Below are 26,893 nucleotides of genomic sequence, written 5' to 3'. Positions count from 1 at the left end.
GTGAGAGTGGAACGGCACTGGTGGAACGGTGATCGGGGCGTGCGCGCCCGGCGCGATGTCTACATCCGCACGGATGGGCATCGGTGGGAGGTCGAAGCCCTCATGGGCGGCATCGGTGGTCGGTCGAAGGTGCAGCAGTGCCCCGGTGAGTCGTCCGCGCGGATCCTCGCCGACGCCTGGCTCGGTGGCCGGCCGGAGTGGCGGGAGATGGCGACCTGACGGTCGCCGGGCCTGACCGGGCCGGTCTCGGGCGGCACTCGGACCTCTCCGCACTGGCACGGCAAGTCTCTCACCGCGTGTCGGCGGCTCTTCTCGTCATCTGCCAAAGGAGCGGCTGAGCCGTTCCATTGCGGTTGCTCGACGTTACGATTCACACACTCAACGTGATCTATTCGACCTGACCAGTGGTCTGGTTGTGATCGGCGGGTGGGGTCAGTGACGCGGGAACCGGACGAACGAGCCACGGGCAGCGGATCGAGCGGCGACCATCAGGACCGGAGACTGCTCCTGCAGTGCCGGACCAGTCAGGTCACCCGCGCCGCCGAGGTCGCCGACCGGCCCGGCAGCGGACTGGTCGTCACCGCCGAACGCGACAACCTGCGCGGCTGCCTCGGCCGGGTCCGGCACCTGCTGGAAGTCGACCACTACCGCCGTCCGGTGCTGCTCGACGCGGCCCGGTACGCCGGTGCGGGTCGGCTCCCCGCCTCCGCCGGCTTCGACCGGCGGTGGATCGAGTGCCAGCGGGACCTCGGGCTGCCCGTGCTCACCGACTCCGGCTACCTCGCCCCGGACGACATGACCGGGCTGGTGGGGATCCTCGAAGGCGCCGCCCGACTCGGCGACGCCACCGCCGTGCTGCCCGTGCACCCCGGCTGGCTCGCCGACCGGTACGCCCGGAACGCCCTGCTCCGGTACGTCAACGCGGTCGGCGTACCGGTCGCGGTGATCGTGGAACGCCCACCCGACCCCGTCGACGGCACGGCGGCGCTGGTCGGCCTGCTCCACCTGCTCCGCTGCGACGTACCGGTGCTGCTGCTCCGGGCCGGCCTCTCGGCGCTCGGCGCGCTCTGCTCCGGCGCCGCCGCTGCGGCAATCGGCACGGACTCCGCCCTGCGCCAGCTCGACCTGCCCGCCGGGCCGCCCGGCCACCACCCGCCGACACACGGCCACGGACCGTCGGCCCTGGTCCGGCAGTGCCTCTCCCACCAGCCGCTGACCGAGATCGAGGCGACCCGGCGCCGGCACCCCGACAACGGCATGTGGCAGTGCCGCTGCGCCACCTGCGACGGCCGGGACCTGGGCTGGCTCGCCCGGCTGCCCGAGGAGCAGCGCGCCCCGCTGGCGGCCCGGCACTCCGTGGACGTCCTGCTCGACCTGCGGGCCGAACTGACCGGCCCCTCCGTACAGCTCAACCAGTGGAGCTGGCAGGCGCGGTGCGCCGCCGCCGCGTCCCGCCGCCGCGAGGTGGGCTGGGACCGGCTGCCGACCCTCGACTACTGGCAGCGGGCGATCCCCGCGCCCACCTCGGCGTCGTCGGCCGTCCCGGCACCCCGGCGGCGGCGGCCGGAGCGCACCGGATTCAGGCGAGTGCCATCCGGGCCCATCGGCTCGGACTGAGGGTGAGCACCCGGAACGGACAGTTCCGGTCGGTCAGCAGGGTGTACGCCTCGATCGCCCGCTCGGCCGCGTCCTGGGCCTGCTCCGCCGGGCTCATCCCGCGCCCCCGGTTGCGGAACAGGGCGCCGTAGAAGGCCGAGCAGAAGACGCCGCTCTCGTGCCAGCCGATCTGGGCGGAGGTGCCGATGTAGGTCACCTCGTCCTGGAGGCAGTCCCGGACCGCCTTCTGCCAGGCACCGGTCCCGGTCTTGCAGCCGTCGGCGAGGATCGCGTGCGCCGAGATGCCCCGGCCCCGGCTGGCCGCCTCCTCGCCCAGCGCCTCCAACGAGATCTTGGTCCGTCCGTCGCTGCTGGCGAAGGTCGGGGTGCTGCTGTGGTCGCCGTGCGCCATCACGTGCAGCACGTCGCAGGAGGCGGTGAAGGCGGTCAGCACCGTGTCCGGGTCGCGGGACCGGACGAAGTCGATGTCGACCACCGGATGCGGGTGCTCGGCGTTGATGTTCTGCAACGTCGACTGCACGAACGTCATCGCGGCGTCGAACGACGAGTCGAGCCCGATGTCCAGCAGGCTCACCCGCTTCGGTCTCATCGGCATCCTGACCTCCCCCGGAAGCGATCACGGTGCACGCTACCCCCGACCGGCCGGTCCCGCCGGGGGCGGAACGTCCACCCGGGCGACCGCCCGGAGCCGCCGCCGGAGGCCGGTCCCGGCCGGGGCGAACCGGCCCGGGTCAGTCGACCAGCGCCGAGTAGACGAGTTGGCGCAGCTCAGCACGGAGCGGATAGGTGCTGGAGGGGACCAGCTGGGTGAAGAGGAGCGCGGTGATCTCCTCCACCGGGTCGACCCAGAACGCCGTGCTCGCCGCACCGCCCCAGTAGAACTCGCCGACGCTGCTCGGCACCCGACTGGGCACCGGGTCCTGGACGACCGCGAAGCCGAGCCCGAAACCGATCCCCTCCAGCGTCGTCTCGGCGAACCCGCCGGTGGAGAGCGCAGCCAGGTCCCGCTCGCCCGGCAGGTGGTTGCGGGCCATGAACCGCACCGTGCGCGGCCCGAGCAGGCGTACCCCGTCCAACTCGCCGCCGCGCAGCAGGAACTGGGTGAACCGGTGGTAGTCGGCGGCCGTGCTGAGCAGACCGCCGCCGCCGGAGAAGAGGTCCGGCTTGACCAGCGCGCGGTCCCCGACGGCGTCGACGCGCACCGCCCGACCGGTCCCCGGCATCGGGGTGTAGCAGGCGGCCAGCCGCTGCGCGTCGGCGCCCTCCGCCCACCACCGGGTGTCGGTCATCCCGAGCGGACCGAGCACCCGCTCGGCGAGGAAGGCGTCCAGCGACTGCCCGGAGACGACCTCGACCAGCCGGCCGAGCACGTCGGTCGCGACCGAGTAGCCCCAGGCGGTGCCGGGCTCGAAGAGCAGCGGCAGCCGGGCCCAGGTCGCGCAGGCGCCTGCCAGGTCACAGCCCTCCGGCCAGAACAGGTCGTGGCCGGCGGCCCGGTAGAGGCCGTCGACCACCGACGTCTGCAGGAAGCCGTACGTCAGCCCGGCGGTGTGCGAGAGCAGATGCCACACCCGGATCGGCTCCACCGCCGGCACCGTGTACGGCTGCTGAGCGGACCCCCGCTGGTAGACCCGCACGTCGGCGAACTCGGGCAGCCACCGGCTGATCTCGTCGGTGAGCTGGAACCGGCCCTCCTCCCAGAGCATCATCGCGGCGACCGAGGTGATCGGCTTGGTCATCGAGAAGATCCGCCAGAGCGTGTCCGGGTCGACCGGAGCACCGGCCTCCCGGTCCCGCACCCCGTACGTCGAGGCGTACGGGATCTCGCCGCGCCGGGTCACCACGATCTGCCAGCCGGCGAGCAGCCCGGCGTCCACGTACCGGCCGAAGTGGCCGTCGATGCGGGCCAGCCTCGCCGGGTCGAAACCCACCTGATCCGGGTCCACACTGCGCTGAAGGCTCACCCGCGGAACCCTACTGCCGGGTCGGAAACGGCGGCAACGACCCGGAAGTGTCGCGGTCGGCACACCCGTTCCGGGGTTTATCCCGGCGGTCCGCCCGGACGCCAGTACTGCCGCTTCCGCTCGTCCCGCACCACCACGCCGAGCCGGGCCAGCTCGGCGCGCAGCTCCGCGACGTCCGCCTTCTGGTCCTTCTCCAGGGCGCGCTGCCGGGCCCGCAGCGGCTCCGCGCCCGGCGGCAGGCCGTGGGCGCCCTCCACCCAGCGCCGGAACTCGTCCCGGTGCGGGTCACCCCCGGCCAGGCAGGGGTAGCCGTGCGTCAGGAAGGCCTCCCGAAGCCGCTGCGCGGGCAGGTCCGAGGACTCCCGGGCCAGTTCCGCGGTGCCGGCGCCGAGCAGCACGAGCTGCCTGCCGTCCACGAACACCGCCTCGATCCGGCGCCGCTCCACGTACCGCCCGGTGCCGGAGCGGGCCAGCCGTACCCCGTCGTCGCCGATCGTGACGGTCAGCCGCTCCACGGCCGCGATGACGGCGACGGCCAGGCCGGCCAGCGCGCCGAGGAGCAGCGCGCCGGCCGTGGCCCACGGCTCGTCGAAGGATTCCACCAGCCGGACCACTCCGCGCACCGGCTTCCAGCGCACCCAGTCCAGCCACTCCACCGACCAGCGCAGCAGCCCACCGGCGGCGGCGCCGATCAGCGGAAAGAGCAGCCAGACCCCGGCCACCACGAGTCGCCGCTCGGCCACCACGGTCGGCATCTCAGGACACCTCCCGCCGCAGCGTCCGGACCGCGCCGGCGACGAGGGGTACCAGCACCCAGGCCGCGACCGAGACGCCGAGCCGGGCCCACTGACCGGCACCGAGCTCGCCGGCCGTCGGCGGTTCGATCAGCGGCGCCGTGGTGAGACCGGTGTCGAGCCACCGGGCGGCCTCGCGCAGCCCGCTGATCATCTCGCCGAGCATCGACCAGGCGATCGGCAGCACCAGGGAGAGCACGATGGCCAGCGGGGTGTTCTGGAACAGCAGCCCGAACGCGATGCCCATCAGCACGTTGACCATCTGGAACACCGCCGCGCCCCCGACCGCGGTCAGGCTCGTCGACCAGGCGTCGTCCGCCCCGGTGAGCGTGGCGACCAGGGTCCCGGTGGCGGCGGTCGCCAGGCTCACCAGGACCGAGAGCAGGGCCGCGACCAGCCCGGCGGCCACCTTGGCCGCGATCACCCGCTGCCGCCGGGGTACCAGCGCGAACGTGGTGAGCGCGGTGCGCTGGGAGAACTCGCTGGTGACCAGCAGGATGCCGAGGATCGGCAGCAGGATGCCGACCGGGAACTGGGACAGGGCGAAGAAGTTCCCGAACCGCTGCTCGGCGGTCGGAGCGAAGACCAGCAGCACAGCCACGATGCCGGCCGAGACCAGGGCGACGGTGATCAGCAGCCAGTAGCCGGCCCGGGTGTCGGCGAGCTTGCGCAGCTCCACACCGGTCAGCCGGAGCAGCGACGGCGGCTCCGACGACGGATCCGGCCCCGCCGGACGCCCCGTCGAGATCGGTGCGGTCGGGTTGGCGGAGGCGGACGAGGTGGTCGAGGTGCTGCGGTCGCTCATTTCACGGCCTCCCGGACAGAATCACCAGCGGTCAGGGTGAGGAAGATCTGTTCCAGCCCGGCGCTCTCGGCGGGGCGGAGTTCCCGCAGCGCCACGCCGGCGTCGGCAGCGGCCTGGCCGACGGCGCCGGCCTCGGCGCGTACCAGCAGGCCACCGTCGCTCGCGCCGGTGACCGGCAGGCCGGCCCGGTCGAGCGCGGCGCGCAGGGCCGCCGGGTCGCCGGCCCGGACCAGCGTTCCGGCGGCGGCCAGCAGCTCGTCCTTGCTGCCCTGCGCGACGGCCCGGCCGGCGCCGATCACCACCAGCCGGTCGGCCACCGCCTCCACCTCGCGGAGCAGGTGCGAGGAGAGCAGCACCGTGCCGCCCCGGTCGGCGAACTCGCGGAGCAGGCCGCGCATCCAGTAGATGCCCTCCGGATCGAGCCCGTTCGCCGGCTCGTCCAGGATGAGCACCCGCGGGTCGCCGAGGAGCGCCTGGGCCAGGCCGAGCCGCTGTCGCATCCCCAACGAGTACGCCCGGACCCGCCGCCGGGCGGCGACCGCGTTCAGCCCGACCTGGTCGAGGCGGCGCGCGACCTCGGGTCGGGGCACCCCCATGGTGAGCGCGGAGAGCAGCAGCGTCTCCCGGCCGGTGCGCCCGGGATGCTGCGCCGCGGCGTCCAGCAGCAGCCCGACCCGGCGACCCGGATTCGGCAACCGCCGGTAGTCCGTCCCCTCGATGGTGGCGGTGCCGGCGGACGGTGGGGTTAAGCCGCAGATCATCCGCATGGTGGTGGACTTGCCGGCTCCGTTCGGGCCGAGGAAGCCGGTCACGGTGCCCGGTTCACAGCTGAAGGAGAGGTCGTCGACGACGGTGTGCCGGCCGTACCGTTTGGTCAGGCCTTCGACTCGGATCATGCGCTCAGCCTGGCGGTGGCGGCCGGGCCGGCGCTGCGGCCGGCGGTCGAGCCCGGGTGACCTTTCGGCGATTTCCGGCGTCGACCTTCGGCCGGTGGCCGGCGTCGACTTTGGTAGGTGTCCGGGGGTCGGGACGGGTTTCTAGCATGGGTTGATGACCGCTCTGCCGGCGCTGCCCGACCATCCCTGGCTGCTGCCCGGCACGCTCACGGCGGATCCGGCCACCACCGGCCGCCGGCCCCGGCGCTCGACCCGGGACTGGATCGTCGACACGCTCTGCTTCCTGATCGCCACCGGCTACGCGGTGATCGCCTTCTGGGACGTGCTGCGCCCCCAGCCGGTGCTGGTGGCGGACCGGGCCGACTCGACGCTGGCGGTGGTGATCGACGCGGTGCTGACCGGCACGCTCTGCCTGGCGCTGTGGGTACGCCGCCGCTGGCCGGTGGCGCTCTCCGTCGCCGCGCTGCCGGTGGCGCTCTTCTCCACCCCGTCGGGGATCGCCACGTTGGTCATCGTGCTCACCGCGGTGGTGCACCGCCGCCTGGCGGTGGCCGGGCCGCTGGTCGCGGCGCACTTCGCGGTGGCGGTGCTCTACGAGTTCCGCAATCCCAACCCGGTCGACGGGCCATGGGTGGGAATGGCGCTCAGCGGGGTGCTGACCGGCTCGACGCTGGCCTGGGGGATGTTCATCCGGGCCCGCCGGCAGCTCGTGCTCTCCTGGCAGGACCGGGCGTACCGGGCGGAGGCCGAGCAGCGGTTGCGGGTGGACCGGGCCCGGCGGATGGAGCGGACCCGGATCGCCCGGGAGATGCACGACGTGCTGGCGCACCGGATCTCGCTGCTGAGCCTGCACGCCGGGGCGCTGGAGTTCCGGCCGGACGCGCCGCCGGAGGAGATCGCCCGGGCCGCCGGGGTGATCCGGACCAGCGCCCACCAGGCGCTGGAGGACCTGCGGGAGGTGATCGGGGTGCTCCGGGAGGAACCGCCGGAGCCCGATCCGGACCTCGGCCAGCCCGCCGGGTCGCCGCTGGGGCCCGGGACCAGCGCCGGGCTGCGGGAGAAGTACGGGCCGGATCCGCCCTATCCGCCGCTGGCGTCCGCGTCCGTGGCCGCCCCGCCCGGCGCGGGACCGTCGGCCGGGTCCGGCCCCGCTGCGGAACCGTCCGGCGGGGCGGCGGCGGGCGGCCTGTCGCTCTCCGGCCCGGTGCCGTCCCGTGCGACGCATTCCGCTGCGGTGGTGACCGGCGCGGCGGCGACGGGTGTGGCGGCGACCGGTGCGGTGGCGGGTGCCGGGTCCGCACCGGGGCGCCGGGCGGCGGCGGTACCGGAGCGTCCCCAGCCGACCCTGGACGACCTGCCGGCGCTGGTCGGCGAGTCCGGCGACGCCGGCATGCGGGTGGAACTGCGCACCGACCTTGCCGGGGGGCAGGCGCCGCCGGCCGGGATCGGACGGGCGGCGTACCGGATCGTGCAGGAGGGGCTGACCAACGCCCGCAAGCACGCGCCGGCCGCCGTGGTGACGGTGCGGGTCTCCGGGCGGCCCGGACTGGGGCTCAGGGTCGAGGTCCGCAACCCGTGGCCGGTCGGCCAGCCCGCCGCGCCGCCGATCCCGGGGACCGGCACCGGGCTGGTCGGGCTCGCCGAGCGGGCCTCGCTGCTCGGTGGCTGGTTGGAGCACGGGCGTACGGACTGCGGGGACTTCCGGCTCGGGGCCTGGCTACCGTGGGCGGCATGACCGGGGAGGCGGAGGCGGACGGTGCCACGCCGCCACAACCGGTACGGGTGCTGATCGTGGACGACGACGCCCTGGTCCGGGCCGGCCTGTCGATGATCTTCGGCGGCGTACCGGACCTGCGGGTGGTGGCCGAGGTGTCGGACGGCACGGAGGTGCTCGCCGCGGTCGCCGCGCACCGCCCCGACGTGGTGCTGATGGACATCCGGATGCCCCGGATGGACGGGCTGGCCGCCACCGAGGCGCTGCGCCGTACGCCGCAGCCGCCCGAGGTGCTGGTGCTGACCACGTTCGACGCCGACGAGTACGTACTGCGGGCGCTGCGCGCCGGGGCCGGAGGCTTCCTGCTCAAGGACACCCCACCGGCCGAGATCGTCCAGGCGGTCCGCCGGGTGGCGGCCGGGGAGGCGACCCTCTCTCCGACCGTGACCCGGCGGCTCATCGCGCACGTCACCGGACCGGGCACTCCCGGGCGTCGGGACGCCGACCAGCGACGGGACCGGGCGACCCGGCTGCTCGCCGGGCTCAGCGCCCGGGAACGCGAGGTGGCGGTCGCGATCGGCCAGGGCTGGTCCAACGCGGAGATCTCCGCCGCGCTCTTCATGAGCGTGGCCACCGTCAAGGCGTACGTCTCGCGGTTGCTGACCAAGCTGGAGCTGAGCAACCGGGTGCAGGTGGCCCTGCTGGTGCACGACGCCGAGCTGGTCTAGCGGGCGACCGGCGCGTCAGTCCCGGGGATGTGCGGCGTCCAGGCCGCTGGTGTCCACCATCGGCCCGGTCTCCCGCATCCGTTCGGCGACCTGGTGCCACCGGCCGGCCTGCCGGGTGCAGATGGCCTGCGCCTCGTCGCCGCGCAGCGGCTCGCCACGGAAGTCCATTCCGGCCAGCCGGCGCCGGGCCCGCAGGCTGCCGTCCCCGGCCTGCTCGGCGACCGCCTGGTGGATCGCGTTCAGCCGGCGGTCCACCAGCGCGATGTTGAGCCGGGCGAGCCGTTCCACGTTCTCCTCGGGGCGGGTGCCGTCCCCGACCAGCCGGTCGGCCCCGGAGAGCATCAGGTCGTCGAAGCGCGGGATGTTCGGCGGGAAGTGGTTCTCGGCGATCCGGATCGGGTCGACCGCCTCGCGTACCAGGCGGATGAAGTCGGCCCGGTCCCGCCAGTACCGGGCGTGGTCGAGGGCGATCCGGCAGAGCACGTCCCAGGTCTCCGCGTCCCGGTCCAGCCAGCGGATGAGCTGGTGCGGGTCGGCGGTCTGCGGCGGCAGGGCCCGGTCGTGCCAGGTCTGTTCGAGCAGCACCGCGCCCTGGCAGACGAGCTGCTTCGCGTACGCCGACATCCGCGAGTTGATCACCTTGTCGGGGCGGGGGAAGACGAGTCTCAGGCTCGGGTACACCTCCTCCTCGAAGTACCCGAAGTCCTGCAACCGCCGCAGCGGGGCCAGGTCCGGCTCGCTGCTGAGGATCCACCGGCGCAACCGGTCCGCCGCGACCCCGCTCTCGGTGCAGGCCAGCGCGGCGCGCAGCTGCTCGACCGCCTTCTCCACCAGGGGCGCGACCGGCGGCGGCAACGGGTGCGGGTCTCCGCCCGGCTCGTCCGCCCGGTACGCCCCGCCGCCGGGCGCGGCGCCCGGCCGGCGGTGCCGGCGGGGCGGGTGGGCCAGCGGCAGCGCGTCGGAGATCAGCCGGCGGCCCAGCCAGAGCGCCCGGCCGGCGGCGGAGATGTGCGCCGGGGGAGCCACGTCCTGGTCGGGAAAGTAGCCCTTGAGCGCGAAGCCGTAGGTGCAGGCCGCGTTGTAGAAGTCGAAGGAGCGCAGCGGCTGCCCCGGCCACCGCCGGCGCTGCGCCCGGCGGATCGCCCGGTCCAGCAGTACGCCGCCACACGGCCACTCCCGCATCAGGGTCCTGGCCCGCCGCCGTGGCCCGCGCCGCCACCAGCCGGCCAGGCACCCACCGTCCTCCAGGGGCCCCGTCGGCCCGGTGACGCCCCGGGCCGGCCGGGCGTCGGCGCTCCCCGGCCCGGCCCGCCGCACCGGGGCCCAGCCGAGCACCGCCCAGTCGTGCCACGCCTTCGCCAGCCGCAGTGGTGCCCAGACGTCCCGCAGCAGCAGCAACGCGGAGTGCGTCACCTCCGAGCGGGTGGCCCGGACGAACCACCCGAGTACGGCGTCCTCCCGCAGCCGGTACAGCTCCTGCGCGGCGGCGATCTGGAACACCACCGTGGTCGCCTCCGGGAACCCCCGCAGCACCCGGCGCAGCCACTCCTTCGCGGCCGGCTCACCGGGCGCGTCGGCGAAGCTCGCCGCCACCGGCCAGTACCGGTCCACGAACGCCTTCTCCAGGCGTTGGCGCATCTGGCGGCGTACCTTCTCCCGGGCGCCGACCCCGTCCTGCTTGAACCACTGGTGCACGGTCCGCTCGGTGTAGGCGAGCGTGCAGGCGTACTGGTAGCGGAGTTTGATCGAGTCGGGTCGGCGGCGCAGGTAGCGGAGCGTGCCGAACACGTGCCGGGGCAGGTCGCGGAGCCGGTCGCCGCGGGTGGTCCAGATGTGGGCGTCGTACCAGCCGCCCGGCTCGCGCAGCACCAGCGCGGACTGGTAGGTGTCCAGCGCGTCGAGGAAGAGTCCCATCTCCTCCTGGACGCTCGCCACCATCATCCGCAGGTCGGCGTTGAACGGGTCCAGCTTGAGCGCCTCGGCGTAGTACCAGAGCGCCTCGTCGAACTGCCGCCGGTCCTGCAACTCCTTGCCCTTGTTGTAGGCGGCGAAGAGGTCCGCCGGCAGCTCCCGGCCACACCAGTTCCGCCACGGCGCCGCGCGGCCCAGCCGGGTCACCGGCAGGATCGTGGCGAGCACCCAGTACGCGGTGCGCCGGGTCGCCTCCTCCCAGGTGCTGCCCCACTGTGTGGTCATCGTGCTCCGGCCGCCGCCGAGGAAGGAGGTGACGGTGGCGGAGACGCCGTAGCAGGGCTCCTGGGTCCGCTTCTGCAGCACCCCGGTGACCCGGTAGCCGATCTTCGGCCAGAGCCGGGGGAGCATCTGCAGGAGCATGGCCAGCGGGTTCGTGGTCTTCGGGTCGACCCCGCTGGCCACGTCGAGGAAGCTCTCCGGCGGCGGGTCGGCCGGCCCGGCGTACGGGGGGTAGATGTGGGTCTCGGAGAGCCGCTGGCAGAACTGGCTCTTCAGGTCGTCGACCGGGCCGGTGTGGTCCGGGGTGGCGTCGGTGAACTCGTGCACGTCCACCGGGCCCGGCTGGTACGCGAGCCGGACCCGACGGTGGTGCCGCCAGGCGGCGAAGCAGGCGACGGCGAGGATGACGATGCCGAGGCGCAGCCGGGTCGGATGCGGTGCGGTGCCGCCGAAGACCACGGTCAGCCCGTCCAGCGGGGTGAGCAGCCAGGAGCCGGGGCGGCTCGGGTGCAGGTGTTCGCGCCCGGCCCAGACGAGCACGCCGAGCAGGGCGACCGTGCTGAGGGTCTTCAGCAGCAGGGAACGGCCGATCCGGGGCACCGGTAGCGCGGCCGGGGCGGCGCGGGACTCGATGCCGATCCGCCGGGGTGCGGGTTGCTCCCACTGCTCGGACCGCTGGATGCCGTGGGACGGTCTTCTGGCTCGATGAGGCATCTCGACCACCGATGGGTCAGCGCTCGGTCCCTCCGTACGGATACCGGGTATCCCCTCAGGGTAGAGATCCAGTTACTCTCTGTGGTCAGAATCGTCGAGCCCATTCGTCCCGATGGGCCCGTTCTGTCTCCTCCGCCACGGCGGCCCCTCCCGGCGGTCGGTTGGTAGCTTCGAAGGGAACGTCGATGTCTCCGCCGCGCGCCCACGGGCCTGGCGGAGGTTTGCGGGGAGGAGGACCGGTGGGTGTCGGTCTGGGTCGCGCCGCCGCCCGACTCGGCGTCGCCGCCACCGTCGGCGCGCTGCTGGCGCCGTGGGCGCACTACGGCCAGTACGAGATCGCCCTGCATCGACTCCCTGGCTGGAGTTGGTACCTGGGCGTGGCGGCGCTGATGCACGGGCACGCCGGCTGGACGGTGTTCCGGGCGGCCACCCGGGGGCGTGCCGCCGGTCCCGGCCGCCGGACCCTGCTGGTCACCGGGCTGGTGCTCTGTGCCGCCACCCTGCTCTGTGCGGTCGCGCTGCTGCGCCGGTACGACGACGCCGGCACGTTCTTCGGACCGATCGTGCCGCTGGTGCGGCCCGTACCGGGGCTCGGCGGACCGCTCGCCCTGCTCGGGGCGCTGGCCAGCGTCGTCGCGATCCGGGCGGCCACCCGGCCGGACGGTGTGGCAGGCCGGTCGGTCCGGTCCCGTTGACCAGCGGCGTTGCTGGCTGTCGCGGCCGTGAACACGCCAACCGCCGCCGTCGCGGAGCCGGCCGAGTTTCTTGACGTCGACGTGGATGAGTTCGGGTGGGGCGGTCGCGTTCGTAACGGCGGATGAACGGGACGGGCCCTACCGGGCCGGGCGCACCGCCGCTTCCCCCTGGCGCGGGATACGGCCGGCGGCGGCGACCGCCTCGGCGTACTCGTCGACGGCGCGCCACACCGCCGGGTCGACCCAGTAGCCGGAGTGCCGGGTCGCGGCCGGGGCCGACTGGCCGTGCACGTACCAGCTCGTGCCCGGGTCCGGCAGCTCCTCGTCCACACCGGACGGTTCCGCCGCGCCGAAGACCGCACCGCCGATGTAGTCGGTCCGGTAGTGGAAGTTGCGCCAGGCGTGGACGGCGGTGGCCGGGTTCTCGCCGGTCGGGGCGAGCCGCCGCAGCACCGGCGCCCCGAAGTAGGCCGGAAACGCCCAGCCGTACAGGGTGGTCAGCGGCGAACCGAAGGTGACCAGGGCGACCACGTCGTCGCCCGGCCGGTGTTCCGGCTGGAGCAGCGCGGCGGCGGCCAGCACCGTGCCCTGACTGTGCGCGGCGAGCACCACCCGGCCGCCGCTGTCGTGGATGCGCCACAGCCGCTGCTGCAACTCCGGCACCGCCCGCTCCGGGTACGAGGGCGGGGCCAACGGGTGGTACGCGCGCGGCCAGAAGGTGAGGATGTCCCAGAGCACGCCGATCCGCCGCCGGCTGTGCAGGTCCCGCCAACCCCGGCGGAGCACCAGGATGAGCAGGAACGGGATGCCGGACGCCAGGTAGCTGCCGAGGTGCGGGCACCGCTCGGGTGCCCCAGGTGCGGCTAGAGCGCACGGCGTAGCGCACCTGGATTCGCCGACCAGCAGTACCATCCCGGTCACCGCCATCGCGGTGAGCAGCTTGTCGACGTCGCGGGGCATCCGGGCGAACCGGCGGGCGCGGGCGATCCGGGCCTCCCAACCCGCGCCGAGCATGGTCCGCCACATCCGGAGCAACCACTGCCGCTCCACCCGCTCCTCCGCCACCGTGCTCTGCCACCAGGCGTCCTCGTCGGCGGGGCGCGGCACGTGCTCCCGGTACCACCGCCGGATCCGCTCCCGCTCGGCCCGGTCCGCCCCGGCCCGCCAGTAGCTGACCAGCTCGTAGGCGGTGAAGAGCAGGACCAGCGCCAACGGCACCACCGTCAGGTAGTGCACGAGTTTTCCGATGATCGGGTAGACGTACAGCTCGACCCGGTCGGGCGGCCCGGCGGGCAGGTGCACCCGGGTCGACACCTCGGCGGTCAGCGCCGCGACCCGGCTCATCACGCTGACCAGCACGACGTTGAGCGCGAGGACGCTGAGCGTGAGCGTGACGAACGGGCCGAAGACCTGGAACGTCCCCCGGCGCCAGCCGCCGGGGAGGGTGGCCACCAGCACCAGCAGCAGGGCGCCGAAGACGGCGCCGAGGGTCAGGTTGGCGACCGGGCGCATCCCGGGCAGGTAGCCGAACGGCTGTACGTAGCCGGGCTGCGCGACGGCGAACCAGCCGGCCAGACAGACCGCGCCGCCAGCGAGACCGAGCAGCAGCCCCGGCACCGCCGCCGGGCAACGCTCCAGGGCGACGAAGACCACGGCGCCGAGCAGGACCAGCCCGCCGAGAACCAGCACCGCCGGCCAGAGCAGCGGAACGGCGACCGGTGCGCCGGCCAGCCGGGCGCTCTCGCGTACGGTGTGCGCGATCGCCAGGGCGACGAAGCCGCAACCGGCGGCGATGTGCAGGTAGCCCAGGTCGAGCGCGGCGCGCTGGCCGTCCCAGAACGTCGGGTCGGCCAGGCCGACCCGGGCCCGGGCCGCGCCGGCCGACGGCTGTGCCGGCCGTGCCGCCGGCGGGTGCGGACTCGTCGCCTCGTACCGGATGATCGTGCGCAGTGCCAGGACCGCCAGCAGGAGCACCAGGGCGAGCGGCACCACGGCGCCGGCCAGGATCCGCCGGGCCGGATGGCCGGCGACCAGCGGCCCGTGCAGCAGCCGCAGCGGCCAGGTGTCGTCCGCGCACGCCGGCTGTCCGCCGCACTGGTAGCCGAGCAGTTCCATGCCGGTCATCGCGGCGATCAGCAGCAGGTTGAGGGTGAGACCGAGCGCGGCCCAGCGCACCGCCGCCCGGTGCAGCCGGAACCGGGCCGGGCTGTCGTGGGTACGCGCGCTGCACATCCAACCCGCCACGTTGGCCAGGGCGAACGGAAAGAGCAGCAGCCAGAGCACCCGGACGCCGCTGCGCGAGGTCAACCCACCCCAGGAGTACGCCTCGACGTGCCGGCCGGGTAGGTCGGCGGTGCGGTAGAAGCCGGCGATCCGGTCGCCGGAGACAAGCTGCGGTGCGACGTCCCCGAGCAGGTTCTCCGGGGTGGTGCCGCCGACACCGTGCAGCCGGAGTTCGGTCACCCCGGTCAGGTCGGCGACCGGCGGCACGAGCCCGGACGGGCGTGGCACGGCGGCGGTGTCGTAGCGCTGCAACGGCATGGCGGGACCACCTGGCTGTGACGTCCCCGCCGGCAGGCGGTACCGGTCGCCGCCGCCTGGGCTGCGGTGGCGCCGGACACCACGGAACGCGATCGGATGCTGCGGTCCCTACGTTGCTCCTGGTCAGAGCCGTGCGCAGTCAGATCTAGGACACCTGCGCCGGGCCGTACGGGTGCCGATCCGAGCCGTTCTGATGAACATCGATTATTGCCTGGTGATTGACCATGCATGACGATTGATGTCCGGGGGGATCTTCCAAGGAGGCATCTCATGGCGGAGGCAACTGAGGTCCCGGATGTCCACTCCTATCCACTTGGCACCAGTCGACCCGCGCTCGCCGTCGCGGACCTGCCCGACCCGGAGGAGGTGTTCAAGGTACGCCGGATCGGGCCGCGGGAGCTGTTCAAGTACGCCCTCGGCCCGAGCCTGATCGCGCTCGGCATCTCCATCGGCAGCGGCGAGTGGCTGCTCGGCCCGCAGGCGGTGGGGCAGTTCGGTTTCGTCGGCGTCGGCTGGGTCATCCTGGTCTCGGCGATCCTGCAGACCTTCTACAACGTCGAATGCTCCCGCTACGTGCTGGCCACCGGCGAGGCACCGGTCGTCGGCTGGGGACGGGTGCCGCCCGGCCGCCTGCTCTGGGTACCGCTCTCGGTGTTCCTGGTCATCTTCGCGTTCATCGCCGGGGGATGGGCCGCCTCGGCGGGCCAGGGCGTGTACGCGCTGATCCACGGCGAGGTCGCGCCCGCCGGGGCGGAGGAACCCCGGCTCTGGGCCATCGCCCTGCTGGTGCTGGTCTTCGCCATCACCGCCGGGGCGAAGCGGATCAGCCGGGCCCTCGAACTGGCCAACTGGGTGATGGTCGGCACCGTCCTGGTGGTGCTGCTGGCCGTCGCGCTGCTGGTGGTCCCCTTCGACCTGTGGTGGGAGGGGATCCGGGGCTTCTTCACCCCGGCCGCACCGCCCGAGGGGATCACCGCGACCCAGCTCGGCGGGCTGGCCGGCTTCACCGCGCTGGCCTCCGGCCTCAACTGGTACGTGATGGGCCACTACCGGGACAAGGGCTACGGCATGGGTCACCGCACCGGGTACCTCTCCGGCCTGCGCGGCGAGCGGCGGGAGGTGCTCGCCACCGGGGTCACCTTCCCGGACGACCCGGCGAACGCGGCCCGCTGGCGGCGCTGGTACCGGCTGCTCCTCACCGACATGTGGGGGATCTTCTTCGTCGGGGCCATGCTGGGGATGCTGCTGCCCACCCTCCTGATGGCGCACGCGGTGCGGGTCTCCGGCACGGTGCCGAGCGCGGCCGACGTACCGACCTTCGTGGCCACCGCCCTCGAACCGGACTACGGCCCGCTGATGTTCTACGGCATGCTGCTGGTCGGCGTGCTGGTGCTGTTCAGCACCCAGCTCGGCATCTTCGAGGGGATGGTGCGGGTCAGCACCGACGCGGCGCACGGGACCAGTCCCCGGCTGCGCCGGCTGCTGGAGGGCGACCCGCGCCGCTTCTACTACCCGTTCATGCTCCTGCTGCTGGTGATCATCGCGGTGGTGCTGCACCTCGCGCTGCCGGTCAACCTGGTGCAGTGGTCGGCGAACATGTCCAACCTGGGCGCCCTGATCTACCCCTTCATGCTGATGTACCTGAACAGCCGGCTGCCCCGGCCGGCGCGGCCCCGCCCGTGGCACTACGTGTTGCTCGTCGCGAACGTGCTCTTCTTCGGCTTCTTCTTCGTCAACTTCGTCGCCGACCTCGTCGGTGATCCGCTGATCACCTTCTAGGTGTAAGGAAGGGCCCCTTCTTATCGCTTTTTGTATAGGAAGGGGCCCTTCCTAACACCTCGGCCGCGGGGCGGGACACCGGACAGGAGCGCGGTCACAAACCCCGTGACGGCGGTGCGGGCCAGGCGTAGGTTGCCGGTACGGGCCGACGACGGGGAGGGCAGTATGACGACGACCGGGCTGGTGGAGGTCACGTCCGGGAACGAGCTGCGGGAGCTGCTCGGCGAGGTGATGCCGCGGGCGGTGACCAAGGAGCGGGTACGGCTGCACGAGATGGACCGGGAGTGGCTGGCCGCCTCGCCGTTCTGCCTCGTCGCGACGGCCGGCGCGGACGGTAGCTGTGACGTGTCGCCCAAGGGCGACCCGCCCGGCTTCACCCTCGTCCTCGACGACACCACCATCGCGATTCCGGAACGCCCCGGCAACCGCCGCGCCGACGGCTTCCACAACCTGCTGGCCAACCCGCACGTCGGCCTGCTCTACCTGATCCCCGGCCGGGGCGAGACGCTGCGGATCAACGGGCGGGCCCGGCTGGTCCGACGCCCCGTTCTTCGACCGGATGGTGGTCAAGGGACACCGGCCGGTGCTGGCCATCGTGGTCGAGATCGAGCAGATCTTCTTCCACTGTGCCAAGGCGTTCCTCCGCTCGCAGCTGTGGCAGCCGGAGAGCTGGCATCCGGAGGTGCTGCCGCCACATCCGCGGATCGTCAAGGCCGTGCAGCGGATCGAGGAGAGCCTGGAGGAGTTGGAGCGCTACTACGGCCCCGACTACGCCAAGGGTCTCTACCGGGGCTGAGCGGCGGGCGGCCCCGGTCACCCGGGCCGGGCCCGACACGTTCGCGGGGGACCGACCGGCACCGGTCGGTCCCCCGCGAACGTGTTGTCGGTCGGTGTCGTCGGCGAGGATCAGTGCGCGGCGACCGGCACCAGGTCCGGCTCCAGCTCGCCGAGCCGCCCGGGCCGCACGACGGTGAGGAGCACGATCGTCGCGGTGATCATCCCGCCGGCCACCACCACGGCCATCGCCAGACTTCCGGTACCGAGCACGCCCACCAGCGGTGCGGCGAGCGCGCCCACCCCGAACTGCACGGCGCCCAGCAGCGCGGAGGCCGTGCCGGCGGCCTCGCCGTGCCGGGAGAGCGCCAGGGCCGGCGCGTTCGGCAGGGCCAGGCCCGCCGAGGCGAGCACCACCCAGAGCGACGCCAGCACGGCCGGGAAGCCGCCGAAACCGGTGGCCGCGAAGGTCACCAGCGCGAGCCCGGCCACCGTCCCGACGCCCAGCGCGGTGAGCAGGATCCGCTGCGGGGAGGCGCGACGCAGCAGCCGGGGGTTGAGCTGGGTGGCACCGATCAGCCCGACCGCACCGGCCCCGAAGGCGAACCCGAACTCCTGCTCGTCCAGGCCGTACTGACCCTGGAAAACGAAGGAGGAGCCGGCCACGTACGCGAAGAGGGCACCCATCGCGAGCCCGGCGACCAGGACCAACCCGACGAAGGTACGGTCCCGCAGCAGCGACCGGTAGACCCGTGCGGTGTCGACCACGCCGCCACGACGGCGCCGCTCGACCGGCAGGGTCTCCCGCAGGCCGAAGATGGCGACGGCGATCAGCAGGACACCGAAGACGGCGAGCACCACGAAGACACCGCGCCAGTCCGTCCAGCGCAGCACCCCGCTGCCCAGGGTGGGTGCGAGCACCGGGGCGGCGCCCATCACCAGCATCAGCCGGGAGAGCAGGGTGGCGAAGGCGGCGCCGCTGAACAGGTCCCGTACCACGGCCATGGCGACCACCGTGGCCGCCGCCACGCCCAGCCCCTGCAGCACCCGCAGCGCGCCGAGTACGCCGATGTGCGGTGCGACGACGCAGAGCAGCGATGCCACCACGTGCAGGGCGATGCCGGCGATCAGGGGCCGGCGCCGCCCGAGGCTGTCGGAGAGCGGCCCGATCACGAGCTGGCCGAGGGCGAGGCCGGCCAGCGTGCCGGTGAGGGTCATCTGCACCGCCGCCGACGTGGTTTCCAGGTCGGCCACGATGGTCGGCAGGGCGGGCAGGTACATGTCGATGGTCAGCGGGCCGACGGCGATCAGCGAGCCGAGCACGAGGACGAGCCGGACCCGCTGGGCCGGCGTCATCAGCTCGCCGGGTGTGGCCACGTCACCGCTCATCGGGGCCTCCCCGCGGTCGAGCGGAGGGTCGTCCATGGTCACGGTCATCGGGCCACCGTCCGGCGGCGGGTGGGAACACGGGCAGGGCTGTGCACAACGATCACACCTGCCAGCAAATCGCTGGGGGCCGTCGGAATTCCCGATCCGCCCGTAGGTAACTCAGCTCACACGGTCCCCGCCGGCCGGGTGCGGTCGACCGGCGGGCGGTCTCGGGGGCCCGGCCGGGCCGGTTCAGAGGGCGTCGGCGAGGGCGTTGGCGACGGCGACCCGGGCGGGATCCGGGTCCGCCCAGCTCCAGTTCGGGTGGGCGCGGTTGGTGAGCAGCGCCAGGACCAGCCGGCGTTCGGGGTCGACGAGGAGTGACGGCCCGGCGAAGCCGGTGTGGCCGAAGGTACCCGGACCGGAGAGCCGGCCCATGAACCAGGGCTGGTCGAGCACCACCCCGAGGCCGTGCGCCGAGGTCCGGTTGGGGCGCTCCGGGTCGACGGCCGGCTTGCCGGTGTTGGCGTTGGTCACCATCAGCCGGGCGGTGTCGGTGGCGAGGAGGCGCCGGCGCCGGTGGACCCCGCCGTCGAGCAGGAACTGCCCGAGCGTGGCGACATCCGCCGCGCTGGCGAAGATGCCCGCGTGGCCGGCGATCCCGCCGAGGTGGTTGGCCACGTCGTCGTGGACCACGCCCCGGAGCAGTCCCCGGGAGGATCGCGCGTCGGTCGCGGCCAGCCGACTCGCCCGGGCGGCGGCGCTGAGCCAGGTGGTGGGCCGGAAACCGGTGTCGGTCAGCCCGAGCGGGCCGGTCAGGTACGTCCGCAGGGCCTGGTCGAGCGGTTGCCCGGCGACCTTCTCGACGATCTTGCCCGCCACCATCAGCCCGACGCTGGAATAGCGGAACGTGCTGCCCGGGGTGGCGCCGGAGACCAGCGGGGTGGCGAGCACGGCGTTCCACCGGGCGGTGTTGTCGGGCAGGCCGGTGACCGTGGCGCCGACGGGCAGGCCGCTGGTGTGGGAGAGCAGCATGGCCACGGTGACGCCGCTCTTGCCCGCTCCGGTGAACCCGGGAAGGTAGCTCGCCACCGGCGCGTCCAGCGCCACCCGGCCCCGGTCGACCTGCTGGAGCAGCAGGATCGACGTGTAGACCTTGGTGATCGAGGCGAGGTCGAAGATCGAGTCGGGGCGCGTGGCGACCCGCTGACCGGCCGGCAGCAGCGTCGGGCCGGCGCCGTAGCGCAGGGCCTCGCCGACGGCGGTGTGCACCGTCGTCCTGCCGTCGACGCGGACCAGGGCGACCGCGCCGGGAAAGCCGCTGTGCCGGAGGGTCTGCGCGGTGGCCGGCAGGTAGCGCCGGAGGATCGCGGTGACCTGCCCGGCGTACGGGGCGGGGCTGACGGTGCCCGGGGCGGGGGGCGGCGTGGCCGGGGGTACCGGCCCACCGGCGGGCCCGGTGACCGCGGCCGCCCGGGCGGGCTCGGCGCCGGCGGTCGGGTCGACCCGGACGGAACCGCCCGGGGTGCTCGCGGGCCTGGCGCAGCCGGTGGCCGTGGCGGCGACGGCGGCGAGTCCGGCTCCGAGCAGGGCGCGACGGGCGACGGGCATGCCGACCATCGTGCCACCGTCGGGGCGCCGGGCCATCGGACGGACAGGCGGATTCCGCCCGGGGGGCGCCCGGCCCGCGACGGTCGGGGGTCACCTCAACAGGTGGTCGACCGGCAGCCTGCGGATCGAGGCGTCGAGGACCTGCGCGGTGTGCGCCAGCGCCATCCCGCCGGCACCGTTCGCGCCGCCGTACCGTCCCGCGTCGCCGGCCGCACTGCGCACCCGGGCGCCGCCGGGTGTGCGTTCGAGCCGGGTGATCGCGGCGGCGACCTGCATCAGGCAGCCGGGGTTGGCGGTGACCAGCAGCCGGGCGCCGGTGGCGAGGACGTCCCGGGCCTTGCGCTCGCCGAGCCGGGCGGCCGGCTCCGGATTCAGTACGTTCCACACCCCGGCCGAGCCGCAGCAGATCTCCGGATCGGCGATCTCGTGCAGTTCGAGTTCCGGTATCGCGCGGAGCAGGTCGCGGGGCTGGCGCCGTACGCCCTGGGCGTGCCCGAGGTGGCAGGCGTCGTGGTAGGCCGCGCTGACCGGCAGCGGGTGGCGGCGGGCGACCGGTCCGAGTTCGACCAGCAGTTCCGAGAGGTCCCGCACCCGGGACGCGAACGCCGCGGCCGGTCCGGCGTACCGGGGATCGTCGGCGAGCAGGTCCGCGTAGTCCTTGAGCGAGGAGCCGCACCCGGCGGCGTTGACCACGAAATAGTCGATGCCGGTGCCGGCGAACGCGTCGACCATCCGGCGGGCGAACCCGCGGGCCTCCTCCTCGCGTCCATTGTGCACACTCAGTGCCCCGCAGCAGCCCTGCCGCCCCGGGTTGATCACCACCTCGCAGCCCTCCGCCGCCAGCACCCGGGCGGTCGCCGCGTTCACCCCCGGAAAGAAGGCCTGCTGCACGCAGCCGGTGAGCATGCCGACCACCGCCCGGCGCCGCCCGTACGCGGGGACCCGGTCGGGCGGTCGCGAGGCGCGGGTGAGCCGGGGCGCCAACGACTCCAGCGTGGCCAGCGTCGGGGCGAGCCGGGGGAGCAGCCCGGTGCGGCCCACCAGCCGGCGCAGACCGCTCGCCTGGTACGCCCACAGCGGCCCGCGCAGCAGCCGCAGCCGCTCCGGGTACGGGAAGAGGGCGAAGATCGCCGCGCGGAGCGCCCGCTCCCGTACCGAGCGGGTGTGCCGGCGCTCGACCTGTTGCCGGGTGCGCTCGATCAGCGTGTCGTAGCGCACCCCGGACGGGCAGGCGCTGACGCACGCCATGCAGCCGAGGCAGGCGTCGAAGTGCCCGACCATGGTGGCGGAGAGCGGCTCGCCCTCCAGGCCCTGCCGCATCAGGTGGATCCGGCCGCGCGGCGAGTCCATCTCCTCGCCCCAGAGCAGGTAGGTGGGGCAGGTCGGCAGGCAGAAGCCGCAGTGCACGCAGTCGGCGACCAGCTCGGCCGGCGGCGGCCGGTGCTCGTCGAAGGCCGGCCCGGCGCGGGACGCCACCGGGCCGGGCGGGCCCGCGGGCGCGACCGGGCCGAGCACGTCGCGGGGGGCGCTCGCCGGCCGGGTGCCGCCGGGCGACGTCCACCCCGGGGGCCCGGCATCCGGCGGGACCGGTCCTGCTGTGGCGGTCATCAGATCCCTCCCACGAAACGTCCGGGCGCCAGCCGCGCGTCGGGATCGAACTGGTCCTTGACCCGGCGCATCAGCGCCAGTCCCTCGACCGGCCCCCAGAGGTCGAGCCGGTCGCGCACCGGGGCGGGCGCGGTCAGCACCACGGCGTGCCCGCCCGCCTCCCGGGCGGCCCCGCGCAGCTCCTCCACCACCCGGTGCACCCGCTCCGGTGCGGTCGCCGCCGGCACCCCGGCGTAGAGGACGCCGGTGCCGGCCGAGCCGCGTACCCCGATCGGCACGCCGTGCCGGTCGCCCACCGCGCGGGCGGCGGCCACCAGATCCGGTACGCCGGAGAGCACCCCGGTCAGCTTCAATCCGACGTCGCCGGTGCGCCAGGGGTAGCGGCCCCAGCCGGCGGGCGCCCCGGCGGCGATGGTGGCGTCGGCGCCGAACAGCCGACGGGCGGCCTCAGCCCGGCCGGCCACCCCGGCGGGCGTCCCCGCCAGCAGCACCACGACGTCGATCCCGCCGCCGGGCGGTGCGTCCAGCTCCAGCGCGCTCGGTGCGAGCTGTGCCCGCAGCACCGCGGCGACCAGGCGCTCGGCCGCCGGCACCCCGTCCGCCCGGCACCGGACGTACGCGGTGGCGGCCGGCACCGGGTGCAGCCGGAACACGCACTCGGTGATCAGCCCCAGCGTGCCGTACGCCCCGGTCAGCAGCTTGCCCAGGTCGTAGCCGGCGACGTTCTTCACCACCTTGCCCCCGGCGTGCGCGACGACCCCGTCGGCGCGGACCATGGTGACCCCGATCAGCAGGTCCCGGGCGGTGCCGTAGAGCATCCGGCGCGGCCCGCTGGTGTTGACCGAGACGGTGCCGCCGACCGTGGCGCCCGGCAGCGGGTCGTCCAGCCCGAGCTGCTGCCCGGCCGGGGCGAGCGCCGCGCGCAGGTCCCCGAGGCGGGTACCGGCCCGGACCACCACGATGAGGTCCCCGGCGGCGTGTTCGACCACCCCGGTGAGCCGCCGGGTGTCCAGGAGCAGGTCCAGCGCCCGGGGCGGCGCGCCCCAGTCCTGTTTGGTGCCGGCGCCCCGGACGACCACGGCGAGTCGCTGTGCCGCCGCGGCCCGCAGCAGCGCCGCCGCCTGCCCGGTCGAGCCGGGGACGGCGACGAACCGGGCCGGCACGCCGGCTACGGCGTCCCGTTCGCCGGCCGGCCGCACGATCTCCCCGCCGTCTTGGCCACCGCCGTCGGCACGGCCGCCGCTGCCGCCGGGCCGATCGCCGCCGGGCGCACCGGCACCGGCACCGCCGTCGGTCCCGGCACCGCCAACCGCACCCGCACCGGCACCGTCGGCGCCGGCCACGGCGGCGCGCAGCGCGGCGAGCTGCGGGTCGAGCTGAGCCGATCCGGGCATGGGTCAGAACACCTCCGCGAGACCGGCCTCCTGGAGCGGATGGGCACCCCGGTGCCGGCCGGGCACCTCGCCGCAGAGCCGGGGCGTCGGGAAGATCTTGCCGGGGTTCGCCAGCCCCCTCGGGTCGAAGGCGCAGCGGACGAGCTGCATGGTGTCCAGGTCGTCGTCGGTGTACATCCGGGGCAGGTACTTCGCCTTGTCCATGCCCACGCCGTGCTCGCCGGTGATCGAGCCGCCGTGCTGGACACAGAGGTCGAGGATGGCGCCGGAGAGTTCCTCGGCCCGTTCCGTCTGCCCCTTGACGGTCTCGTCGAAGAGGACCAGCGGGTGCAGGTTGCCGTCCCCGGCGTGGAAGACGTTCGCCACCCGGATGCCACGCTCGGCGGCCAGCTCGGCGATCCGGCGCAGCACCTCCGGCAGCGCGGTACGCGGGATCACGCCGTCCTGCACAATGTAGTCCGGGCTGATCCGGCCCACCGCGGCGAACGCCGACTTGCGGCCCTTCCAGAACAGCGCCCGCTCCGCGTCGTCGGCGGCGATCCGGATCTCGAACGCGTCGTTGTCCCGGCAGAGCCGCTCGACCTGGCCGAACTGCGCCTCCACCTCGGCGGCCGGCCCGTCCAGCTCGACGATCAGCACCGCGCCCGCACCCGGCGGATATCCACAGTGCACCGCCGCCTCGGCCGCCTCGATGGCGAGCGCGTCCATCATCTCCACCGCCGCCGGGACCACCCCGGCGGCGATGATCGCCGAGGTCGCCGCACCGGCCGCGTCCGTCGTGGCGAAGGCGGCGAGCAGCGTACGCACCGACTCCGGCAGCCGGACCAGCCGTACGGTGACCTCGGTGGCGATCCCGAGGGTGCCCTCCGAGCCGACGAAGGCGCCCAGCAGGTCGTACCCGGGACTGTCCGGTGCCGGCCCGCCGAGCCGGACCAGGTCGCCGTCCGGGGTCACCACCTCCAGGCCGAGCACGTGGTTGGTGGTGAAGCCGTACTTGAGGCAGTGTGCCCCGCCGGAGTTCTCCGCCACGTTGCCGCCGATGGAGCAGATCTGCTGGCTGGACGGGTCCGGCGCGTAGTAGTAGCCGTGCGGGGCGGCGGCCCGGCTGACCGCGAGGTTGATCACCCCCGGCTCGACCACCGCCCGCTCGTCGGCCGGCGCGACGTCGAGGATCGCGCGCAGCTGGGAGGTGACCACGAGCACCCCGTCGGCGTGCGGCAGGGCGCCGCCGGAGAGGCCGGTGCCGGAGCCCCGGGCCACGAACGGCACCCCGGCGGCGACGCACGCGCGGACCACGAGGGCGCACTCCTGCGCGGTGCGCGGCAGTGCGACCAGGGCCGGAACGACCCGGTACTGGGCCAGCCCGTCGCACTCGTACGTGCGCAGCTGGGCGTGGTCGTCGATCACCTGCCCGGCGCCGAGTACCGCGCGCAGCTCGCCGGCGAGTCTCCCGATGTCCGCTCTGGTCATCGCCGACCTCCCGGCTGGCCGCGCCCGGTTCCGGGCATCCGTTCGTTCAGGGCATCCGTTCGTACGCCGGCAGGGTGAGGAAGTCGACGAAGTCGTCCGCGACCGCGACCTCCATGAACAGGGCCCGCGCCTCGGCGTACCGGCCGGGGTCGTCGCCGAGCCGGCCGATCTCCTCGTCGGCGATCCGCTCGACCAGCTCCCGGGTGACCCGCTCGCCGGTGTCGAGGGTGACGTCGTTGTGCAGCCACTGCCACACCTGCGAGCGGGAGATCTCGGCGGTGGCCGCGTCCTCCATCAGGTTGAAGATGGCGACCGCGCCGGAGCCGCGCAGCCAGCTCGCCAGGTACTGCACGCCGACGCTGACGTCGTTGCGCAGTCCCGCCTCGGTGGGTCGCCCCGGGGTGGCGGCGACGTCGAGCAGCTGGGCGGCGGTGACCCGTACCTCGTCCCGGGTCCGGTCGAGCTGGTGCGGCCGGTCGCCGAGCACGCCGTCGAAGACCTCGCGGCAGATCGGCACCAGGTCCGGGTGGGCCACCCAGGAGCCGTCGAAGCCGTCGTCGGCCTCCCGGGTCTTGTCCTCGCGGACCTTGGCCAGCGCGGTCTCGTTGACCTGCGGGTCACGCCGACTGGGGATGAACGCCGCCATCCCGCCGATCGCGTGCGCGCCGCGCCGGTGGCAGGTCCGGACCAGCAGTTCGGTGTACGCGCGCATGAACGGTGCGGTCATGGTCACCGCGTTGCGGTCGGGCAGCAGGAAGTCCGCTCCCCGGGTGCGGAACTTCTTGATCACGCTGAACATGTAGTCCCAGCGGCCGGCGTTCAGCCCCGCCGAGTGCTCGCGCAGCTCGTAGAGGATCTCCTCCATCTCGAAGGCGGCCGGGAAGGTCTCGATCAGGACGGTGGCCCGGATCGTGCCCTGCGGGATGCCCAGCCGTTCCTGGGCGTACCGGAACACGTCGTTCCAGAGCCGCGCCTCCAGGTGGCTCTCCAGCTTCGGCAGGTAGAAGTAGGGCCCGGCGCCGGCGGCGAGCTGGGCGCGGGCGCAGTGGAAGAGGTAGAGCCCGAAGTCGACCAGGCTGCCGGAGGTGCGCTCGCCGTCGACCAGGATGTGTTTCTCCGACAGGTGCCAGCCGCGCGGGCGCACCACGATGGTCGCCAGCTCCCCGTCGTGCAGCCGGTAGTGCCGGCCGTCGGGGGAGGTGAACTCCAGCTTGCGGGCGATCGCGTCCCGGAGGTTGAGCTGCCCGGTGACGACGTTGGGCCACAGTGGGGTGTTGGCGTCCTCGTGGTCGGCGAGCCAGACCCGGGCACCCGAGTTGAGCGCGTTGATGGTCATCTTCGCGTCGGTCGGGCCGGTGATCTCGACCCGGCGGTCCACCAGGCCGGGTGCCGGCGCCGCGACCCGCCAGGTCGGGTCGTCGCGGATCGCGGCCGTCTCGGCGAGGAAGTCGAGGCGTCCGCCGGCCGCGAGCGCCGCCTCGCGCTCGTCCCGCCGGGCCAGCAGTTCCCGGCGGCGGACGTCGAAGCGGCGGTGCAGCGCGGCCAGGAAGTCGAGCGCCTCGGGGGTGAGGATCTCCTGGTAGCGGTCGCCCAGCTCACCGGTGACCTGGATGCCCTGCGCCAGACTCATCGCCGACTCCTCACCGTGGTTCTCTCCGACACTAGTGGCCCGACGACCCCACCGCGAGAGCCCACTTGATCGCGGTGATCAGGGAGCTGTTCGCGCGTGTCGTCGGCGCGCCGCGTACCGGGCTCCTTGATCACGGCGATCTTGCGGTCGGCGGAGCACGCCGCCGGTGGCCCGGCAGGTGTCCCGGGCTGTGACCGAGCAGACGCGGTCGGGCGGTACGGACCGGGCGGCCACCGAGGTTGTGACCGACGTGAGCGGACGGAACGGTGACGCGCGGGACGTCGACGTGCTGGTGATCGGCGCCGGTCAGGCGGGGCTGTCCGCCGGCTACTTCCTGCGCCGGGCCGGGTTCCCGCCCGGGACCGGGTACGTGCTGCTGGACGGCGGCGGCGGGCCGGGCGGCGCCTGGCGGGAGCGCTGGCCGACGCTGCGGATGGACGCCGTGCACCGGATTCACGACCTGCCCGGGATGCCGCTCGGCGAGCCCGACCCGGAGCGCCCGGCCGCCGAGGTGGTATCGGCGTACTTCGCCGGGTACGAGCGGGAGTTCGCGCTGCCGGTGCACCGGCCGGTCACCGTGACGGCGGGCGGTACACGA

General features: G+C 74.1%; 18 protein-coding genes and 3 pseudogenes. 7 read left to right on the top strand and 14 right to left on the bottom strand.

The window, feature by feature from the left end; all coding sequences use genetic code 11:
* Together ACQEUR_RS12415 and ACQEUR_RS12410 are read left to right on the top strand one after the other, a co-directional pair.
* Window positions 1-219 carry a hypothetical protein gene (locus tag ACQEUR_RS12415; protein ID WP_433029634.1) on the top strand — a complete coding sequence of 73 codons (219 nt, stop codon included), beginning with the start codon at window positions 1-3 and terminating at the stop codon, window positions 217-219.
* Window positions 220-435: 216 nt separating this feature from the next.
* Window positions 436-1,617, top strand: coding sequence for a hypothetical protein (locus tag ACQEUR_RS12410; RefSeq protein WP_433029632.1), 1,182 nt, complete (start codon window positions 436-438; stop codon window positions 1,615-1,617).
* Here ACQEUR_RS12410 and ACQEUR_RS12405 read toward each other — a convergent pair.
* From ACQEUR_RS12405 to ACQEUR_RS12385, 5 genes are all read right to left on the bottom strand, one after another.
* Window positions 1,580-2,212, bottom strand: coding sequence for a hypothetical protein (locus ACQEUR_RS12405; protein ID WP_433029630.1), 633 nt, complete (start codon window positions 2,210-2,212; stop codon window positions 1,580-1,582). The genes ACQEUR_RS12410 and ACQEUR_RS12405 overlap by 38 nt on opposite strands.
* A 136-nt stretch (window positions 2,213-2,348) precedes the next feature.
* Window positions 2,349-3,581: a serine hydrolase domain-containing protein gene (locus ACQEUR_RS12400; RefSeq protein ID WP_433029628.1), complete on the bottom strand. Its 1,233-nt coding sequence runs from the start codon at window positions 3,579-3,581 to the stop codon at window positions 2,349-2,351.
* Between the two features lie 77 nt (window positions 3,582-3,658).
* A complete protein-coding gene (locus ACQEUR_RS12395) occupies window positions 3,659-4,336 on the bottom strand; it encodes a YqeB family protein (RefSeq protein WP_433029626.1) in 678 nt (225 codons plus the stop codon).
* Window position 4,337: 1 nt separating this feature from the next.
* Window positions 4,338-5,180: an ABC transporter permease gene (locus ACQEUR_RS12390; RefSeq protein ID WP_433029624.1), complete on the bottom strand. Its 843-nt coding sequence runs from the start codon at window positions 5,178-5,180 to the stop codon at window positions 4,338-4,340.
* On the bottom strand, window positions 5,177-6,076 hold the full coding sequence (locus tag ACQEUR_RS12385) for an ABC transporter ATP-binding protein (RefSeq protein WP_433029622.1): 900 nt from the start codon (window positions 6,074-6,076) through the stop codon (window positions 5,177-5,179). Before ACQEUR_RS12385 ends, ACQEUR_RS12390 begins: the two co-directional genes overlap by 4 nt.
* Window positions 6,077-6,230: 154 nt before the next feature.
* Between ACQEUR_RS12385 and ACQEUR_RS12380 the strand changes: the two are divergent.
* Window positions 6,231-7,058: pseudogene (locus tag ACQEUR_RS12380) on the top strand (sensor histidine kinase); the annotation flags it as partial.
* A 731-nt stretch (window positions 7,059-7,789) separates the two neighbouring features.
* Window positions 7,790-8,518 (top strand): response regulator, encoded by a 729-nt coding sequence (locus tag ACQEUR_RS12375; RefSeq protein WP_433030025.1) that lies wholly within the window; start codon window positions 7,790-7,792, stop codon window positions 8,516-8,518.
* A gap of 15 nt (window positions 8,519-8,533) precedes the next feature.
* Here ACQEUR_RS12375 and ACQEUR_RS12370 read toward each other — a convergent pair whose 3' ends face one another.
* The gene (locus ACQEUR_RS12370) at window positions 8,534-11,425 is read right to left on the bottom strand and encodes a tetratricopeptide repeat protein (protein ID WP_433029620.1); all 2,892 of its coding nucleotides are present in this window, start codon (window positions 11,423-11,425) and stop codon (window positions 8,534-8,536) included.
* A 239-nt stretch (window positions 11,426-11,664) separates the two neighbouring features.
* Between ACQEUR_RS12370 and ACQEUR_RS12365 the strand changes: the two genes are divergently transcribed.
* Window positions 11,665-12,120 (top strand): hypothetical protein, encoded by a 456-nt coding sequence (locus tag ACQEUR_RS12365; protein WP_433029618.1) that lies wholly within the window; start codon window positions 11,665-11,667, stop codon window positions 12,118-12,120.
* Here the strand turns inward: ACQEUR_RS12365 and ACQEUR_RS12360 are convergent.
* A pseudogene (locus tag ACQEUR_RS12360) lies at window positions 12,106-12,219 on the bottom strand (IS481 family transposase); the annotation flags it as partial. The gene ACQEUR_RS12365 and the pseudogene ACQEUR_RS12360 sit on opposite strands and share 15 nt — an antisense overlap.
* 39 nt (window positions 12,220-12,258) lie before the next feature.
* Window positions 12,259-14,661 carry a hypothetical protein gene (locus ACQEUR_RS12355; protein ID WP_433029616.1) on the bottom strand — a complete coding sequence of 801 codons (2,403 nt, stop codon included), beginning with the start codon at window positions 14,659-14,661 and terminating at the stop codon, window positions 12,259-12,261.
* A gap of 270 nt (window positions 14,662-14,931) precedes the next feature.
* On the opposite strand from ACQEUR_RS12355, the gene ACQEUR_RS12350 reads away from it, so the two are divergent.
* Both ACQEUR_RS12350 and ACQEUR_RS12345 read left to right on the top strand, forming a co-directional pair.
* Entirely contained in the window at window positions 14,932-16,440 is a 1,509-nt protein-coding gene (locus ACQEUR_RS12350; protein ID WP_433029614.1) for an Nramp family divalent metal transporter, read from the top strand.
* A gap of 165 nt (window positions 16,441-16,605) precedes the next feature.
* A pseudogene (locus ACQEUR_RS12345) lies at window positions 16,606-17,236 on the top strand (pyridoxamine 5'-phosphate oxidase family protein).
* A 110-nt stretch (window positions 17,237-17,346) separates the two neighbouring features.
* Here the strand turns inward: ACQEUR_RS12345 and ACQEUR_RS12340 are convergent.
* The 6 genes from ACQEUR_RS12340 to aceB all read right to left on the bottom strand — a co-directional run bounded on the left by ACQEUR_RS12340 (window position 17,347) and on the right by aceB (window position 26,295).
* Window positions 17,347-18,603 (bottom strand): multidrug effflux MFS transporter, encoded by a 1,257-nt coding sequence (locus ACQEUR_RS12340; RefSeq protein WP_433030023.1) that lies wholly within the window; start codon window positions 18,601-18,603, stop codon window positions 17,347-17,349.
* Window positions 18,604-18,834: 231 nt separating this feature from the next.
* A complete protein-coding gene (locus tag ACQEUR_RS12335) occupies window positions 18,835-20,193 on the bottom strand; it encodes a serine hydrolase domain-containing protein (RefSeq protein ID WP_433029612.1) in 1,359 nt (452 codons plus the stop codon).
* A gap of 90 nt (window positions 20,194-20,283) precedes the next feature.
* Entirely contained in the window at window positions 20,284-21,801 is a 1,518-nt protein-coding gene (locus ACQEUR_RS12330) for a (Fe-S)-binding protein (protein ID WP_433029610.1), read from the bottom strand.
* Window positions 21,801-23,195, bottom strand: coding sequence for an FAD-binding oxidoreductase (locus ACQEUR_RS12325; RefSeq protein ID WP_433029608.1), 1,395 nt, complete (start codon window positions 23,193-23,195; stop codon window positions 21,801-21,803). The genes ACQEUR_RS12330 and ACQEUR_RS12325 overlap by 1 nt, the downstream gene beginning before the upstream one ends.
* Before the next feature lie 3 nt (window positions 23,196-23,198).
* Window positions 23,199-24,665: an FAD-linked oxidase C-terminal domain-containing protein gene (locus tag ACQEUR_RS12320; RefSeq protein WP_433029606.1), complete on the bottom strand. Its 1,467-nt coding sequence runs from the start codon at window positions 24,663-24,665 to the stop codon at window positions 23,199-23,201.
* A 46-nt stretch (window positions 24,666-24,711) separates the two neighbouring features.
* The gene (gene aceB, locus ACQEUR_RS12315) at window positions 24,712-26,295 is read right to left on the bottom strand and encodes a malate synthase A (protein ID WP_433029604.1); all 1,584 of its coding nucleotides are present in this window, start codon (window positions 26,293-26,295) and stop codon (window positions 24,712-24,714) included.
* Window positions 26,296-26,893 lie beyond the last annotated feature (598 nt).

This window comes from Plantactinospora sp. CA-290183, assembly GCF_050936375.1.
Classification (GTDB): domain Bacteria; phylum Actinomycetota; class Actinomycetes; order Mycobacteriales; family Micromonosporaceae; genus Plantactinospora.
The sequence above is the reverse complement of the archived record's forward strand: the minus strand, read 5'-3'. Positions and strand labels throughout refer to the sequence as shown.

What these genes read in the sequence shown, in the direction of transcription:
- ACQEUR_RS12340 (WP_433030023.1), bottom strand. Translation starts at nt 18,603, where the DNA reads ATGAGCGGTGACGTGGCCACACCCGGCGAGCTGATGACGCCGGCCCAG.
- ACQEUR_RS12330 (WP_433029610.1), bottom strand. Translation starts at nt 21,801, where the DNA reads ATGACCGCCACAGCAGGACCGGTCCCGCCGGATGCCGGGCCCCCGGGG.
- ACQEUR_RS12395 (WP_433029626.1), bottom strand. Translation starts at nt 4,336, where the DNA reads ATGCCGACCGTGGTGGCCGAGCGGCGACTCGTGGTGGCCGGGGTCTGG.
- ACQEUR_RS12405 (WP_433029630.1), bottom strand. Translation starts at nt 2,212, where the DNA reads ATGCCGATGAGACCGAAGCGGGTGAGCCTGCTGGACATCGGGCTCGAC.
- ACQEUR_RS12370 (WP_433029620.1), bottom strand. Translation starts at nt 11,425, where the DNA reads ATGCCTCATCGAGCCAGAAGACCGTCCCACGGCATCCAGCGGTCCGAG.
- ACQEUR_RS12355 (WP_433029616.1), bottom strand. Translation starts at nt 14,661, where the DNA reads ATGCCGTTGCAGCGCTACGACACCGCCGCCGTGCCACGCCCGTCCGGG.
- ACQEUR_RS12390 (WP_433029624.1), bottom strand. Translation starts at nt 5,180, where the DNA reads ATGAGCGACCGCAGCACCTCGACCACCTCGTCCGCCTCCGCCAACCCG.
- aceB (WP_433029604.1), bottom strand. Translation starts at nt 26,295, where the DNA reads ATGAGTCTGGCGCAGGGCATCCAGGTCACCGGTGAGCTGGGCGACCGC.
- ACQEUR_RS12385 (WP_433029622.1), bottom strand. Translation starts at nt 6,076, where the DNA reads ATGATCCGAGTCGAAGGCCTGACCAAACGGTACGGCCGGCACACCGTC.
- ACQEUR_RS12320 (WP_433029606.1), bottom strand. Translation starts at nt 24,665, where the DNA reads ATGACCAGAGCGGACATCGGGAGACTCGCCGGCGAGCTGCGCGCGGTA.
- ACQEUR_RS12335 (WP_433029612.1), bottom strand. Translation starts at nt 20,193, where the DNA reads ATGCCCGTCGCCCGTCGCGCCCTGCTCGGAGCCGGACTCGCCGCCGTC.
- ACQEUR_RS12350 (WP_433029614.1), top strand. Translation starts at nt 14,932, where the DNA reads ATGGCGGAGGCAACTGAGGTCCCGGATGTCCACTCCTATCCACTTGGC.
- ACQEUR_RS12325 (WP_433029608.1), bottom strand. Translation starts at nt 23,195, where the DNA reads ATGCCCGGATCGGCTCAGCTCGACCCGCAGCTCGCCGCGCTGCGCGCC.